Origin of the sequence: Azospirillum sp. INR13, from assembly GCF_015390205.1 — a bacterium.
Classification (GTDB): Bacteria; Pseudomonadota; Alphaproteobacteria; order Azospirillales; family Azospirillaceae; genus Azospirillum.
Genome location: NZ_VUOI01000004.1, coordinates 229,024 through 243,935 on the forward strand (window position 1 = coordinate 229,024; position 14,912 = coordinate 243,935).

The window sequence follows — 14,912 nt, forward strand, 5'->3', positions numbered from 1 at the left end:
ATGGGGCGTCATCAAGGCTGCGCCGCCTTCCCTGCCGCATTCACCCACCAGGTCGCCGGGAAATTGGTGCTGCGATAATCCTGGTCGTATTTCGGCCAGACCGTCGGATGCGCCAGCCACGCCTTGTGGGCGATCCAGCTTTCGGCGTTGTACCATTGCGGCACCATGTAGAAGCCCCACAGCAGGACGCGGTCGAGCGCGCGGGTGGCGGCCTGAACGGAGTCCAGATCCTTGGCGGCCAGCGCCTTTTCGATCAGCGCGTCGGCGACCGGGTCATGGATGCCGGAATAGTTGGCCGATCCCTTGATGCCGGCGGCGGCGGAGCCGAAATAGCCGCGCAGTTCGGTGCCCGGCGGGGTGAAGAAGCTGAGATTGACGACGATGGCGTCGAAATCGAACTCGTCCAGCCGCGCCTGATACTGGGCGGTGTCGACGATGCGCAAGGACGCGTCGATGCCGACCCGGCGCAGGGTCTCGATGTAGGGTTGGGTGACGCGGGTCAGCGCGCCGGTGCCGTCGAGGAACTCGAGCGTCATCGCCTCGCCGGTCTTCACATTGGTCAGCTTGCCGTTGCGGGTCTCCCAGCCGGCCTCCTTGAACAGGCGCGTCGCCTCGCGCACCTGGGCGCGGTTGTTGCCGCTGCCGTCGGTGGTGGGCAGGGTGAAGGGCTGGGTCAGCAGCCGTTCTGACAGCTGCGCCTTGAAGGGCTCCAGCAGCGCCAGCTCCGCCGGGCCGGGCGGACCCTTGGCCCCGAAGTCGGAATTGGGGAAGTTGCTGAGCGTGCGGCTGTACTGGCCATACAGGATGTTCTTCCGGATCCAGTCGAAATCGAACAGCAGGGCCAGCGCCTCGCGCACGCGGGGGTCGGCGAACCTGTCGCGGCGGGTGTTGAGGCGGTAGCCCTGGGCGCCCAGAGGCAGTTCGCTCGGCACCTCCAGCTTCAGGACGCGGCCGTCGCGCGCGGCGGGGAAATCATAGCCGGTGGTCCAGCGTTGCGCCCGGTATTCGCCGCGGAAGTCGTAGGCGCCGGCCTTGAACGCCTCGAACATCACGTCGTCGTCGCGGTAGAAGTCGTCCTTCACCGTGTCGAAATTGTAGAAGCCGCGGGCGGTCGGCAGATCCCTCGCCCACCAGTCGGCCACCCGCTCGTAGGTGATGGAGCGGCCGGGATCGACCGTTTTGATCCGGTAAGGACCGCTGCCCAGCACCGGCTCCAGCGTCGTCTTGGAGATGTCGCGCCCCTGCGCCGTCCACCAATGCTTGGGCTGCGGCGCGAAGGTGACGGCGAAGTCGATGATCGGCTTGATCTCCCCCGTGCCGGTCAAGGTGATCTTGAAGCGGCGCTCGTCCAGCGCCTCCACCTTGGCGGTGTGGTCGAGGAAGGACTTGATGAAGGGTGCGCCATGGGCCTGGATCGCGTCCCAGGTGAAGACGGCGTCGGCGCTGGTGATCGGCGTGCCGTCATGCCAGCGGGCGCCCTGGCGCAGCGTGAAGACCGCCCAGCCGTAATCGTCGGGCACCTCCACGCTTTCCGCCATATGGGCGTAGGCGGCGTCCTGCTCCCAGCCGGAACCGACCATCAGCGTGTCGGAGATCAGCCCCAGCGTCCGCGGCCGCACCCCGCGCAGGATCAGCGTGTTCAGGCTGTCGTAGGTTCCCGGCTGCGATTCGGCCAGCCCGACCGACCCGCCCTTGGGCGCATCCGGGTTGACGTGGGGGAAATGGGTGAAGCCCGGCTTGAACTGCGGCTCCCCGAACTGCTTCAGCGCGGTGACGGTCTTTGTCGCTGCCTGTGCCGATGTGAATGCGGCCGACGTGAAGGCGGCCGGCGCGGCGAGGGTCAGGATCGTGGCGGCAACGGCGAGAAGGCGGCGCATCGGCAATCCTGTGTCGGGAGCGGGCGTTCTGGTTAGATTGCCACGTCCGCTCCCCGGTCAAGCGCTATTCCGTCTCAAGCTCCGCCGTTCCGCGCGGTCCGCCAATGGTCGGCCATGCGGTCCATCAACTGGCGATAGCGGCGGTCGGTCCGCATCAGCTTGCGCACCGACTTCCCGTTGCGCGGGTCGGCCAGCATCCAGGCTTCCGCCGCCGCCTGATGTTCGGGGTGGATGGACAGCAGGTAGATGGCGGCCTGTTCCGGAGCCGTAATGGTCGTCTCCTTCAGCCTTTCCAGGATCGCCCCGACGTAGAGCGGCAGGACCTTGCGGAAATCCTCCGGGCCGCCGTCCGCGTCCACGCTGTCCGCCGGGGTGGCCTCGTCGCTCATCAGGGCCTGCCGTTCGGCCGCGGGGAGGGCGAAGAAGGCGTCGAGACCCAGCAGCAGGTCGCAGACTGTCTTCTTGCGCACCAGCCAGTTCGACCCACCCGACACCCGCGCAGCCAGCCCCTCCAGGAATGGCCGCAGCTTTTCGGGAGACGTTTCGAATACGGAACGGGTGGGCGGGGCGATAGTGGTCATTTCGGTTTCCGAATGGACGTATGACAGTAACGAATCAGCTTGCCCCGATCAGCCAGCCAGAACCTTCATGGCGTCCCGGTGGGTCTGCGGGTCGCCGGCGGCGATCACCCGGCCGCTGGAGTTGGCGTCGAGCGGCTTGCCCTCCCAATCCGTCATCAGCCCGCCGGCCCCGGTCACCACCGGCACCAGCGCCGCGAAGTCGTACAGCTTCAGCCCCGATTCGACGACGAGATCGTAATAGCCGGACGCCAGCAGGCCGTAGGTGTAGCAGTCCCCACCATAGGAGGCGGTCTTCACCTTGGCCGCGACACGGCGGTAGGCGTCGTAATCGCTGCCGGGGAACAGGTCGGGGGAGGTGGTGCCGAACATGGCGGCAGGCAGACCGCCGGGGCAGGGGCGCACGCGCACCGGCTGGCCGTTGTGGGTGGTCGGCCGGCCTTCGACGCCGATCCAGCGGTCGCCGACGATGGGCTGGTCGATGATGCCCATCACCGGACGGCCACGGTGCAGCAGGGCGATCAGCGTGCCGAAGATGGGCCGCCCGGTGATGAAGGACTTGGTGCCGTCGATGGGGTCGATCACCCACACCCATTCGGCGTCCAGGTTCTTGGTGCCGTGCTCCTCGCCATAGATGCCGTCATCCGGGCGCTGGCTTTCGATGATGGTGCGGATGACATGCTCCGCCTCGCGGTCGGCGATGGTGACCGGCGAGGCGTCGGCCTTGTCGTCGATGGCGACGGGGGTGCGGAAATAGCGGCGGACCACGCTGCCGCTGGAGTCGGCCAACCGCTGGGCGAGCGCCACCATCGGGGCGGGGCAGGGTTCGGTCATGGTCGCTCCTTGAAGCTGCTGTCGATATGAGTGCCGCATCCTAACGGCGTGGACCCGCCCCGGAAACCCGAAAGCGCCCCGCCCACGCTGCCGGGGGCGGAACCGCTGCCGAACGACCGCTCAGGGGGCAACCGGACCGCGGGCAACCGGACTGCGGGCAACTGGCCTTAAGGCGGGGCTTTCCGCCCGTCACCGCTTGTGGCAGCCTCCATCGGCCATGACGAACCGACCCAACATCTACGCCGCCACGCCAATCGACCGCGCCTCCCTCCGCCGCAAGGACGAGGATTGGCTGACGGAGGCCTGGCTCGCCCCTGCATCCCGCGTTCTGCCGGTGTGGCAGACCAAAAGCTTCGTCGCCGGCCCGGACGATGCGCCGCGCGCCGTGCAACTGCCTGCCGAGGGGCTGGACGCGGTGCCGATCTTCCTCGGGCTGATGGAGGATGGTGCCCCGCTCTTTACCGTCGACCTGTCGATGGTGGAGGAACCGGACGCTCTGCCCGCCCTGCAGGGCCTCGGCCGTTTCGAGGATCTGCGCGCCGCCGGTCCGCTGATGCCGGAGGGGGAGGCGGCGCTGTGCGCCTACGCCCGCGGCATGGTCTGGTGGAACGCCCGCCACCGCTTCTGCGGGGTCTGCGGGTCGCCCGCCGCGTCGGCGGAGGGCGGCCATGTGCGGCTCTGCACCAACCCCGGCTGCGCCACCCACCATTTCCCGCGCACCGACCCGGCGGTGATCATGCTGGTCCATGACGGCGGCGACCGGATCGTTCTGGGCCGCCAGAGCCGCTTCCCGCCCGGCATGCATTCGGTGCTGGCCGGCTTCGTCGAGCCGGGCGAAAGCCTGGAGGACACCGTCGCCCGCGAGGTGTTCGAGGAGGTCGGGCTGACCGTGACCGACATCCGCTACCGTTCGTCGCAGCCCTGGCCCTTCCCGTCGTCGCTGATGCTGGGTTTCACCGCGCGGGCCACCAACTTCGACATCGACACCGGCAACGACGAGCTGGAAAGCGCCCGCTGGTTCGACCGCGGGTTCCTGCGCACCCATACGCCGGACGAGACCTTCCGCCTCGCCCGTCCCGACTCGATTGCCCACCGCCTGATCCGGGAATGGATGGCGGAGGGGTGAGGGAGCGGCTTCGTTTTTCAGCCGTCATCCCCGCGGAGGCGGGGATCCAGGTGTTTCCATACCTAACCTTTTGGAATAGCAGGATTCCCGCCTTCGCGGGAATGACGGTCGAATGGAGTAGTCGAAGCTTCGGCGATACTGAACGGTGCCGCTCAGAGCCATCTCCCTCAATGCCGCCGCTGCGGCCCCGCTGCGCGCGCCGGGGACGTGCGGCGGTCGAAGGGGTTGGGGTGGCGGGTGCAGGTGTCGTTGTAGAGCGCCATCAGCGATGCCGCTTCTGCCGCATGGCGGCGGTCGGCGCTGCACAGGTTGTCCCACACCATCTGGCGGACGGCCGCGTCGCCCCAGGGCTCGTGCAGCAGGGAGGCACCCTTTTCCAGGGCGGTCATGAAGGGGAGATGTTCGTGGGCGGCGATCTGCGCCACCTCGTCCGCCTCCAGGTTCGCAAGGCCCAAACAATCGTCCATCGTGAGCATGGCAACCTCCATCCGTGGCGCCATGGCCGTCGGCGGGGTTTCACCCGTCAGCCGCCGTGGTGTTTCTTTGTGTTTGTAAGCATATGAAGCCGGTGCTTGCCGGTCTTCATTGTATAACAACTTCCACTAATCTTGCCCAGCACCCGCCGGGCGCGGCCATGGCTAAGTCGCGTCACTGCGGCGGAATGACGCGCGACTTGACCGCGGGTGCGAAAAGACTTGCGGCGTTGCGGGAGAGCACCGGCGGGAGGAGGTCAATCCTCGCCGACGCGCTGGCTTTCCTGGTAGCGGAAGGGATTGGCCGGGTAGACGCCGAGGATCTTCACCTCGCGGGCGAAGAAGTCCAATTCCTCCAGGGCGAGGCGCAGGGGACGCTCGTCCGGGTGCCCCTCGACGTCGGCGTAGAACTGCGTCTGGGTGAAGTGGCCGCCGACCATGTAGCTTTCCAGCTTGGTCATGTTGATGCCGTTGGTGGCGAAGCCGCCCATCGCCTTGAACAGCGCGGCCGGCACGCTGCGGACGCGGAAGACGAAGGTGGTGATCGTCTTGCAGGACCCCAGCGCCGGCAGCTTCGGCTCGCGCGCCAGGATCAGGAAGCGGGTGGTGTTGTGGGTGGCGTCCTCGATCCCGCTCTTCAGGATGTCCAGGCCGTAAATCTCCGCGGCCAGCGAGGAGGCGATGGCGGCATGGCGCGGGTCGTTCATCGCGGCGATCTCCTTTGCCGCGCCCGCCGTGTCCGCATGGTTGATCGGCTGCAGGCCCAGGCTGCGGATGGCGGTCTGGCACTGGGACAGTGCCTGGATGTGGCTGCGCACCGTCTCGATGCTGTCCAGCGTGGCGCCCTTCGGCGCCAGCAGCTGGTGGTTCACCCGCTGGAAATGCTCGCCGATGATGTGCAGGCCGCCGTCCGGCAGCAGATAGTGGTTGTCGGCGACGCGGCCGGCGATGGAGTTCTCCACCGGAATCATCGCCAGCGACGCCCGCCCCTCGCGCACCGCGGCGAAGGCGTCCTCGAAGGTGGCGCAGGGCATGGTCGTCATGGTCGGCCGCGCGTTGCGGCAAGCCAGGTCGGAATAGGCGCCGGGGAAGCCCTGGAAGGCGATGATGTTGGACGTGGGCATGGACGGAGCTCCCCCGGCGGGTCGTGAAGGCGTCAGCCGCCCTTGTGGGCGGACGGCATCGGGTTTCAGCCGCCCTTGCGGGCGGACAGGAGAGCACAGGCGCGCTCCAGGTCGGCGGGAGTATCGACACCCAGCGGAACCGCGTCAACGACCGCCGCGTCGATCCGCATGCCGTCGGCCAAGGCGCGCAACTGCTCCAGCCGCTCGCGCTGCTCCAGCACCGAGGGCGGCAGCGACACGAATCGCTCCAGCGCCGCCCGGCGGTAGGCGTAGAGGCCGATGTGGTGGTAGAGCGGCCCGTCGCCGGTCGGCGCGGTGGCGCGGGTGAAATAGAGCGCGCGGCCCTGTCGGGCACCGGCCGGAAGCTCCAGCACCGCCTTGACCACGTTGGGGTCGGTCCGTTCCTCCTCCCGCGTGATCTCCACGACCAGGGTGGCGATGTCGACCTCCGGGTCGGACAGCGGCGCGAAGACGGCGCGCACGCTCTCCGGCTCGATGGTCGGAAGGTCGCCCTGCACGTTGACCACCGCGTCGTGCCGCCCCTCCGGATCGATCAGCCGCAGCGCCTCGAAGATGCGGTCGGAGCCCGAGGGATGGTCGGGACGCGTCAGCACCGCGGTGCCGCCGGCGGCCTCGACCGCGCGGGCGATCTCCGGCTCGGCGCAGGCGACCACCACCGGGCCGATCGCCGCCTCCCTGGCGCGGCGCAGCACATGGACGATCATCGGCGCGCCCAGGATGTCGGCCAGCGGCTTGCCCGGCAGCCGGGTGGAGGCCATGCGCGCCGGGATCACCACGATCGGGTTGGCGGGACGGGTGGGGCTGGAGTCGGTCGGCATGGCGCGGAAGCTCCGGAGCAAAGGGTATCGGGTCCGCCAGGGCGGGCCGGAGGGGGGTGGTCGCGGGTGAAACACGGGCGCCTGTGCGGCGTCAAGTGCAGGTATGCCCCGACTGGGGGGTGTTTTGCGATGCCAGCGTACTGCGCAAGTAAATTAAGTGGTTGGTGACTGCGACAAATTTGTATGCGACCTTTTTTCGCGGTCCGCCGGGCTATGACAAGCTTCGGACCGCGGGCTATGGTGACCGCGGCGCGTTCAGCCGCGGGCGGGAGAAACGCCGAGTGCACTGAAATCAGGGAAAAAAAGGGGCTCATCAATGAGCATGGAGTGGAACAAGATTTTCGGCGCCGTGCTGCTGGCCGGGCTGATCGCGATGCTGGCCGGATTCGCGTCCAAGGTGCTGGTTCATTCGAAGCCGCTGGAAAAGAGTGTCTACGTCGTCGCGACTCCGAGGGAGCAGCGCCCGCCGCCGACAAGGGTGCCGCTCCCGCCGGCCCGGCGCCGATCGCCCCTCTGCTCGCCGCCGCAAGCCCGGAGAACGGCCAGAAGGTCGCCAAGGCCTGCGCCGCCTGCCACAGCTTCGACAAGGGCGGCGCGAACAAGGTCGGGCCGAACCTGTACGGCATCGTCGGCGGTGCGAAGGGCCACATCCAGGGCTTCAGCTATTCCGATGCCCTGGTGAAGACCGGCGGCAGCTGGAGCTATGACGAGCTGAACAAGTTCCTCTACGACCCGAAGGGCTACGCCCCCGGAACCAAGATGACCTTCGCCGGCCTGAAGAAGGACGACGACCGCGCCGCCGTCATCGCCTATCTGCGCTCGCTGGCCGACAGCCCGCAGCCGCTGCCGCAGTAAGGCAGGAGCACACGGAGAAAGGCCCCGCTCTCGCAAGAGGGCGGGGCCTTTTCTGTAGGCTGCGGTGGAGCCGAGGGCGCCGAAGTCCACCGGAAGCCGACGACTATCCTCTTCGACCGTCATTCCCGCGAAGGCGGGAATCCAGGCTTGTGGCCGCCCTTGCACTGGCAACTCTGGATCCCCGCCTTCGCGGGGATGACGACGGATTCGAGAAGGCATCGGTTACGGGATGTTATCGGACGATTGCCGACAAGGCCGTTCCGCCTATCGGCGCAGGCCGCAGGCGATCTCCAGATAGTCGGGGTCGTTCTCCGGAGTCAGCCAGCCGTGGCGGATCAGGAAGTCGGTCACCACGAGGTTGACGTTGAACTTCCAGTTGCCGGTACTGCGCACCGACTCCGCCACCTTGTCCAGCGGCCAGAGTTCGAAGACCTCCACCTCGCCATCGGTGTTGACCGGGGTGAGGCCGGGCGGAAGCTCCAGGTCATAAACGAACAGGCGGTCGCGCTTCAGCCCGGCCGGAGTCTCCATCGTGTAGCTGATGGCGCCGACCGGCACGGCGCGCCGCGCGGTCTCCGCATCGAGCCCGGCCTCCTCCGCCGCCTCCTTCTCCAGGTTCTCCGCCAGCGTCAGGCCGATCGGCTGGCCGCCGGCGATCAGGTTGTCGAGCTGGCCCGGCGCCACTTCCCGGTCGCGGGCGCGGCGGCCGACCCACAGCAGCAGCCCGCCGGATTCATCGCGCACATAGCCGTTGATATGAAGGCCGTAGGCTTCGATGCCGAAGGCACCGACCGCGGCGCGGTCGAGACGGGCCAGCGGCTCCGCTCCCCAGCGCGGCAGGATCGGGTAATATTCCCCGCGCAGCGCCTTCACCGTTCCCTGTTCGACCAGATAGGCGGCGGCATGGTCGAGCAGGGTCGAGCGCGCCTCGAAATCGCGGATCTCCGGGGCGATGCTCAGCCGGTCGGGGGTGACGACGAAGCCGGGATCGACGTCCGGCAACGCTTCGGCCAGGGCATGACGCACCCAGCCCACGGTGTGGCCGTCCAGCTCGAAGGGGCGGAAGCCGGACAGGTCGTGCGCGTTGCACGCGCGGATGTGATCGAGGAAGCTCATGGTTTCCATCCAAATCGGGCTCGGGCGGCGGCGCAACCGCTCATCCTGGGGCACTCCGTGCTCCGTGATTCGGACATCTTGCGCCGCTTTGGTTGCCATCGTACACAGGTTCAGTCACGAAATGACTCCCCGGCGCCGGCCGCCGGGCGGTCGCGCAGCGAAAGGGCGGGGCGTGGTGGCGAACCGATCGGCTGAGGGCGCGGCTGCGCAGGAGACGGAGACGCCGTTCGGCGCCCTGTCCGTCCTGGTGGTCGAAGACGAATCCTTCACCCGCATGGTGCTGGCGAAGATGCTCGGCACCCTGGGCGTCCAGGCGGTGCATCAGGCCGCCGACGGCGAATCGGCGCTGGCAGCCGTCGCCGCCCATGCCCCCGATCTGGTGCTGTGCGATGTGGAGATGCAGCCGATGGACGGCTTCGGCTTCGTCCGCGCGCTGCGCGCCAGCCCCGAGTCCCGCAGCCGTTCCCTGCCGGTCGTCTTCATGAGCGGCCGCGTCGATAGCGACCGCGAAGCGGCGGCCCGCGCCAGCGGTGCCGCGCTGGTCCTGGCCAAGCCGGTCACCCGGCCAGCCTGCGCGTCGCGCTGTCCGATGGGATGAGAGCGGTGCTGCCGGTCTGACGGTTGCCCGCCTGAGGGTTATTGTCCGAAAGTCCGCTTTACGACCTGCGATTGCCCCGCTTCGGCGGCAGTCCGCGACCTGCGCCGCCCATGCCCAAAAAATTCCCATTCTGTGGCATGCCTGCCAAGTGCTTGAAACAGTTCGGCAATCGAACGGTAACCATCCACCGCGCCCAACGGGTGCCCCATCATCACCCAATTTCCGCCTTGTTGATGGGGACGATTGGGACGCAACATGATCTCTAAGAGGTGTTGCGGTGCCCCGGCCATGCGATGAGGCCGACCGCAATTCCCCTTACTGGATTTTGTTAAGGTTTGGAGCTCAGCATCGACGGTAAGTCCCTGCGCCGTGCTTGGTCGAGGCGGCGCGCTTTCCTGAGGAGGCCGATGGCGTGATCAAGAGCGCCCGATCGAACCGCAGCGGGTCGAATCTCGAAGGGCTACTCTCCCCGACTGGACGGGCAACGACGATTGCCGCCGGTTTCACGCCGTCTCTCTCCGATACTGTCTTTTTTCTTGCGCCGAACCTTCCGCACGCGCGGCCGATACGCGCGCAGATTGAACGGGTGCGCTCGCCGCACCAACACTGGCCGTGGGACCTAGGTCCTATGGCAGAGGCCGGCTCCACGGCGGGCTTTCCGGCTATGGAGCCTGAGTGCCTGGAAAGCTCTAGGTGGAGCATTACATTCAAAAATGACTCGTTCGGGGTTGGCGCGTCTCAGGACGGACGGCTCCCGGCCTTCACAGGACCGTTCCTTACACCAGACCGCTGGCTTCTACCGCTGAGCGGGGAGGCTGTGACCCGACGAGGTCCGCGTCTTCCCTGGAGTGCCCCTTGGATCGCGGCATGCGCCGCGGCCTGCCGCCGCAGCCACCGGCGGCGCCCCGGCGCATCGGACCAGATAAGACGGAGCGACGAATGTTCCCGGCCGACGAACTGTTCACGCGCTACACGCAGAATTACGAGACCCGCCGCGAGACCGAGATGTCCCTGATGGACTATCTCCAGCTGTGGCCGCGACGACCCCATGTCCTACGCCTCGGCCTCCGAACGGATCCTGGCCGCCATCGGCGAACCGGAGGTGGTCGACACCGCCCGCGACCCGCGCCTGGGCCGCATCTTCATGAACCGGACCATCAAGGTCTATCCCCGCCTTCTCCGAGTTCTACGGCATGGAGGAGACGATCGAACGGATCGTCGGCTTCTTCCGGCACGCGGCGCAGGGGCTGGAAGAGCGCAAGCAGATCCTCTACCTGCTGGGCCCGGTCGGCGGCGGCAAATCCTCTCTCGCCGAGCGGCTGAAGTCGCTGGTGGAGAAATGCCCGATCTATGTCCTGAAGGCCGGGCAAGGAGATCAGCCCGATCTTCGAAAGCCCGCTCGGCCTGTTCAACCCGGACGAGATCGGCGACGAGCTGGAGGAACGCTTCGGCATTCCCAAGCGCCGCCTGACCGGGCTGATGAGCCCGTGGGCGGTCAAGCGCCTCGACGAGTTCGGCGGCGACATCAACCGCTTCAAGGTGGTGAAGCTGCATCCCAGCAAGCTGCGCCAGATCGGCGTGACCAAGACCGAGCCGGGCGACGAGAACAACCAGGACATCTCGTCCCTGGTCGGCAAGGTCGACATCCGCAAGCTGGAGATCTACAGCCAGAACGATCCCGACGCCTACAGCTTCTCCGGCGGCCTGAACCGGGCGACCCAGGGCATGCTGGAATTCGTCGAGATGTTCAAGGCGCCGATCAAGATGCTGCACCCCCTGCTGACCGCGACGCAGGAGGGCAACTATGTCGGGTCCGAGAACATCGGCGCCATCCCCTTCCAGGGCGTGATCCTGGCCCACTCCAACGAGGCGGAGTGGCAGACCTTCAAGAACAACAAGAACAACGAAGCCTTCATCGACCGCATCTGCGTGATCAAGGTCCCCTACTGCCTGCGGGTGGCGGAGGAACAGAAGATCTACGAGAAGCTGGTCAACGGCTCCGATCTGTCGACGGCGCCCTGCGCCCCGGCGACGCTGGAGATGCTGGCCCGCTTCTCGGTGCTGTCGCGCCTGCGCGAGCATCCCAACAGCAGCGTCTACAGCAAGATGCGGGTCTATGACGGCGAAAGCGTCAAGGAGACCGATCCCAAGGCCAAGTCGATGCAGGAGTACAAGGACCAGGGCGGCGTCGACGAGGGCATGGGCGGCATCTCCACCCGCTTCGCCTTCAAGGTGCTCGCCTCGACCTTCAACTACGACTCGACGGAGATCTCGGCCGATCCGGTCCATCTGATGTATGTGCTGGAACAGGCGATCCGGCGCGAGCAGTTCCCGGAGGAGACGGAGAAGAAATACGTCGAGTTCATCAAGGCCGAACTCGCCCCGCGCTATGCCGAGTTCATCGGCAACGAGATCCAGAAGGCCTATCTGGAATCCTACTCCGACTACGGCCAGAACCTGTTCGACCGCTATGTCGACTATGCCGATGCCTGGATCGAGGATCAGGACTTCAAGGATCCCGACACCGGCCAGCTGATGAACCGCGAGCTGCTGAACCAGGAGCTGACCAAGATCGAGAAGCCGGCGGGCATCGCCAACCCGAAGGACTTCCGCAACGAGGTGGTCAAGTTCGCCCTTCGGGCGAGGGCGGCGAATGCGGGGCGCAACCCGTCCTGGACCTCCTACGAGAAGATCCGGGAAGTCATCGAGAAGCGGATGTTCAGTCAGGTCGAGGATCTGCTGCCGGTGATCAGCTTCGGCTCGAAGAAGGACGGCGAGACCGAGAAGAAGCACACCGAGTTCGTCACCCGCATGATGACGCGCGGCTACACCGAGCGGCAGGTCCGCCGCCTGGTCGAGTGGTACATGCGGGTGAAGCAGGCGGGCTGAGTTCGGTAGGCTGCTTCAGGAGGCTGCGGGGGTTCTTAATTGCCGCGGGGCGGGGTGTTGCAACGCCCCGCGGCAACCCCACTGTCATAGAATGCTGTCAGAGTTCGAAGGCCGCGTGACGAAACGGGTGGGAGGGCCAGCCCCTTGATGAACATCATCGACCGTCGCCTGAACCCGCAGGGCAAGAGCCTGGCCAACCGCCAGCGCTTCCTGCGCCGTGCCAAGGAGGCAGGTGGTCAAGGCGGTCCGCGACGCCTCGGGCAAACGGGGCATCCAGGATATCGAGAACGGCGAGAAGGTGACGATCGCCGCCGGCGGCGTGCGCGAACCGTCCTTCCACCGCGCGTCCCAGGGCGGGGTGCGCGATTATGTCGTGCCCGGCAACAAGGAATATGTGGAAGGCGACACCATCCAGCGCCCGGACGGCGGCGGTGGCGGCCGCGGCAGCGAAGGCAGCGCCGACGGCGAGGGCGAGGACGAGTTCCGCTTCGTCCTGTCGCGCGACGAGTTCCTGGACATCTTCCTGGAGGATCTGGAGCTTCCCGATCTGGTGAAGCAGAAGGTCAAGCAGTCGGAATCGCACTCGCTGACGCGGGCCGGCTATTCGGTGTCGGGGTCGCCCGCCAACCTGAACCTCGTCCGCACCATGCGGAACAGCCTGTCTCGCCGCATCGCGCTGAAGCGCCCGAAGCGTGACGAGATCCGCGAGCTTGAGGAGATGCTGCGCGAGGCGGAGGAGGCCGGCGAGGATGCCGCGCAGATCCAGGCGCTGCGCGAACAGCTGGAACACATCGTCCTGCGGTCCCGCCGCATCCCCTTCATCGACCCGATCGACGTCCGCTACAACCGCTTCGAGTCGGTGCCGAAGCCGATCGCCCAGGCGGTGATGTTCTGCCTGATGGATGTTTCGGGGTCGATGACCGAGCACATGAAGGATCTGGCCAAGCGCTTCTTCATGCTGCTGTACCTGTTCCTGCGGCGCGCTACCGGTCGGTCGACATCGTCTTCATCCGCCACACCCACGAGGCCAAGGAGGTGGACGAGGAAACCTTCTTCTACTCCACCGAGACCGGCGGCACGGTGGTGTCGACCGCGCTGGAGGAGATGCAGAAGGTGGTGCAGGAGCGCTACCCGGACAGCGAATGGAACATCTACGCCGCCCAGGCGTCGGACGGCGACAACATGTCGTCGGACAACGCCAAGTCGGCGACCCTGCTGCGCGACGTCATCCTGCCGATGTGCCAGTATTTCGCCTACATCGAGGTGGCGGCGGAACACAACATGGGCCTGTCGGCGCTGGGCCGCGAGACCGAGCTGTGGCGCACCTACAAGCAGGTGCAGAGCCCGGAACGCCCGCTGGCCATGCGTCGCGTCCGCTCCCGCCGGGAGATCTTCCCGGTCTTCCGCGAGCTGTTCGCCCGCGAGAAGGCAGGAGCGTAAGGGGTCGTAAGGAAATCACCGCCCCATCCCATATCGGGGGGCCGGGGCGGCAGGGGGAGATCGAGAATGACCGCTGTGATCACCAGACCCGAGGCGCTGCTGTATGACGGCGTCGAGTGGGATTACGACAAGATCAAGCGCGTCTACGACGCCATCGAGCACATCGCGCTGAAGGAGATGGGCCTCGACGTCTATCCGAACCAGATCGAGGTCATCACCGCCGAGCAGATGCTCGACGCATATTCGTCCATCGGCATGCCGCTGATGTACAAGCACTGGTCCTTCGGCAAGCATTTCGCCCGCGACGAGATGATGTACCGCAAGGGCTATCGCGGCTTGGCCTACGAGATCGTCATCAACTCCAGCCCCTGCATCAGCTACATCATGGAAGAGAACACCATGACGATGCAGACGCTGGTGATCGCCCACGCCGCCTTCGGCCACAATCATTTCTTCAAGAACAACCAGCTGTTCCAGCAATGGACCGATGCCCAGGGAATCCTGGACTATCTGGAATTCGCCAAGACCTACATTTCCCATTGCGAGGAACGCTACGGCCATGCCGCGGTGGAACGGGTGCTGGACGCCGCCCACGCGCTGATGAGCCAGGGCGTGCACAAGTATCCGAAGAAGCGCTCGGATCTCCGGACCGAGCAGCGGCGCGAGCGCGAGCGGCAGGAATACCAGGACCAGACCTTCAACGACCTGTGGCGCACGGTGCCCAAGACCGCCGCCGGCCCGCGCCCGGCCAAGTCGGTGTCGGAGCGCAAGAAGCTGCTGGGTCTGCCGGAGGAGAACATCCTCTATTTCCTGGAGAAGAAGGCGCCGCGGCTGGAGCATTGGCAGCGCGAGCTTCTGCGCATCGTCCGCCATATCTCGCAGTATTTCTATCCGCAGAAACAGACCAAGGTGATGAACGAGGGCTGCGCCACCTACGTCCATTACCAGATCATGAGCCGCCTGCACGAGACCGGCCAGATCAGCGAAGGCGCCTTCCTGGAGTTCCTGCATTCGCACACGTCCGTCGTGTTCCAGCCGGAGTTCGACGACAAGCGCTTCTCCGGCCTGAACCCCTACGCGCTGGGCTTCGCGATGATGCAGGACATCGCCCGCATCGCCGAGACGCCGACCGACGAGGACCGCCAGTGGTTCCCGACCTCGCC

The 14,912-nt window shown here is 66.5% G+C and carries 11 protein-coding genes and 2 pseudogenes; 6 read left to right on the forward strand and 7 right to left on the reverse strand.

Annotation, left to right across the window (positions count from 1 at the left end):
• Positions 1–11: 11 nt before the first annotated feature.
• The 3 genes from F1643_RS05625 to hisN form a co-directional block, all read right to left on the reverse strand.
• On the reverse strand, positions 12–1,877 hold the full coding sequence (locus F1643_RS05625; protein ID WP_194911622.1) for an extracellular solute-binding protein: 1,866 nt from the start codon (positions 1,875–1,877) through the stop codon (positions 12–14).
• Between the two features lie 74 nt (positions 1,878–1,951).
• A complete protein-coding gene (locus F1643_RS05630; RefSeq protein ID WP_194911624.1) occupies positions 1,952–2,458 on the reverse strand; it encodes a hypothetical protein in 507 nt (168 codons plus the stop codon).
• A 48-nt stretch (positions 2,459–2,506) separates the two neighbouring features.
• Positions 2,507–3,289: a histidinol-phosphatase gene (hisN, locus tag F1643_RS05635; protein ID WP_194911632.1), complete on the reverse strand. Its 783-nt coding sequence runs from the start codon at positions 3,287–3,289 to the stop codon at positions 2,507–2,509.
• 217 nt (positions 3,290–3,506) lie between these two features.
• On the opposite strand from hisN, the gene nudC reads away from it, so the two are divergent.
• Entirely contained in the window at positions 3,507–4,415 is a 909-nt protein-coding gene (gene nudC, locus F1643_RS05640; protein WP_194911634.1) for an NAD(+) diphosphatase, read from the forward strand.
• Positions 4,416–4,582: 167 nt separating this feature from the next.
• Here nudC and F1643_RS05645 read toward each other — a convergent pair whose 3' ends face one another.
• The 3 genes from F1643_RS05645 to F1643_RS05655 form a co-directional block, all read right to left on the reverse strand.
• Positions 4,583–4,891 (reverse strand): hypothetical protein, encoded by a 309-nt coding sequence (locus F1643_RS05645; RefSeq protein ID WP_194911636.1) that lies wholly within the window; start codon positions 4,889–4,891, stop codon positions 4,583–4,585.
• Positions 4,892–5,145: 254 nt separating this feature from the next.
• A complete protein-coding gene (locus F1643_RS05650; RefSeq protein ID WP_194911639.1) occupies positions 5,146–6,012 on the reverse strand; it encodes a prephenate dehydratase in 867 nt (288 codons plus the stop codon).
• 65 nt (positions 6,013–6,077) lie between these two features.
• Positions 6,078–6,851 (reverse strand): 3-deoxy-manno-octulosonate cytidylyltransferase, encoded by a 774-nt coding sequence (locus tag F1643_RS05655; RefSeq protein ID WP_194911641.1) that lies wholly within the window; start codon positions 6,849–6,851, stop codon positions 6,078–6,080.
• Between the two features lie 327 nt (positions 6,852–7,178).
• Between F1643_RS05655 and F1643_RS05660 the strand changes: the two genes are divergently transcribed.
• Complete coding sequence (locus F1643_RS05660) at positions 7,179–7,706, forward strand: cytochrome c family protein (protein ID WP_370540479.1); 528 nt, start codon at positions 7,179–7,181, stop codon at positions 7,704–7,706.
• A 264-nt stretch (positions 7,707–7,970) separates the two neighbouring features.
• Here the strand turns inward: F1643_RS05660 and F1643_RS05665 are convergent, their stop codons facing one another.
• Positions 7,971–8,822 (reverse strand): DUF4743 domain-containing protein, encoded by an 852-nt coding sequence (locus F1643_RS05665; protein WP_194911643.1) that lies wholly within the window; start codon positions 8,820–8,822, stop codon positions 7,971–7,973.
• A 175-nt stretch (positions 8,823–8,997) separates the two neighbouring features.
• On the opposite strand from F1643_RS05665, the gene F1643_RS05670 reads away from it, so the two are divergent.
• The 4 genes and pseudogenes from F1643_RS05670 to F1643_RS05685 all read left to right on the forward strand — a co-directional run.
• Positions 8,998–9,420, forward strand: a complete 423-nt coding sequence (locus F1643_RS05670; protein ID WP_370540480.1) for a response regulator — start codon at positions 8,998–9,000, stop codon at positions 9,418–9,420.
• A gap of 939 nt (positions 9,421–10,359) precedes the next feature.
• A pseudogene (locus tag F1643_RS05675) lies at positions 10,360–12,309 on the forward strand (PrkA family serine protein kinase).
• A 147-nt stretch (positions 12,310–12,456) separates the two neighbouring features.
• Positions 12,457–13,749: pseudogene (locus F1643_RS05680) on the forward strand (YeaH/YhbH family protein).
• A 66-nt stretch (positions 13,750–13,815) separates the two neighbouring features.
• Positions 13,816–14,912 (forward strand): SpoVR family protein (locus F1643_RS05685; protein ID WP_194911645.1); only part of this gene is annotated, 1,097 nt, incomplete at its 3' end.

Bases quoted from the DNA above. Each gene is read 5' to 3' on its own strand.
- F1643_RS05625 (WP_194911622.1), bottom strand. From the start codon at position 1,877: ATGCGCCGCCTTCTCGCCGTTGCCGCCACGATCCTGACCCTCGCCGCG.
- F1643_RS05630 (WP_194911624.1), bottom strand. From the start codon at position 2,458: ATGACCACTATCGCCCCGCCCACCCGTTCCGTATTCGAAACGTCTCCC.
- hisN (WP_194911632.1), bottom strand. From the start codon at position 3,289: ATGACCGAACCCTGCCCCGCCCCGATGGTGGCGCTCGCCCAGCGGTTG.
- nudC (WP_194911634.1), top strand. From the start codon at position 3,507: ATGACGAACCGACCCAACATCTACGCCGCCACGCCAATCGACCGCGCC.
- F1643_RS05645 (WP_194911636.1), bottom strand. From the start codon at position 4,891: ATGCTCACGATGGACGATTGTTTGGGCCTTGCGAACCTGGAGGCGGAC.
- F1643_RS05650 (WP_194911639.1), bottom strand. From the start codon at position 6,012: ATGCCCACGTCCAACATCATCGCCTTCCAGGGCTTCCCCGGCGCCTAT.
- F1643_RS05655 (WP_194911641.1), bottom strand. From the start codon at position 6,851: ATGCCGACCGACTCCAGCCCCACCCGTCCCGCCAACCCGATCGTGGTG.
- F1643_RS05665 (WP_194911643.1), bottom strand. From the start codon at position 8,822: ATGAGCTTCCTCGATCACATCCGCGCGTGCAACGCGCACGACCTGTCC.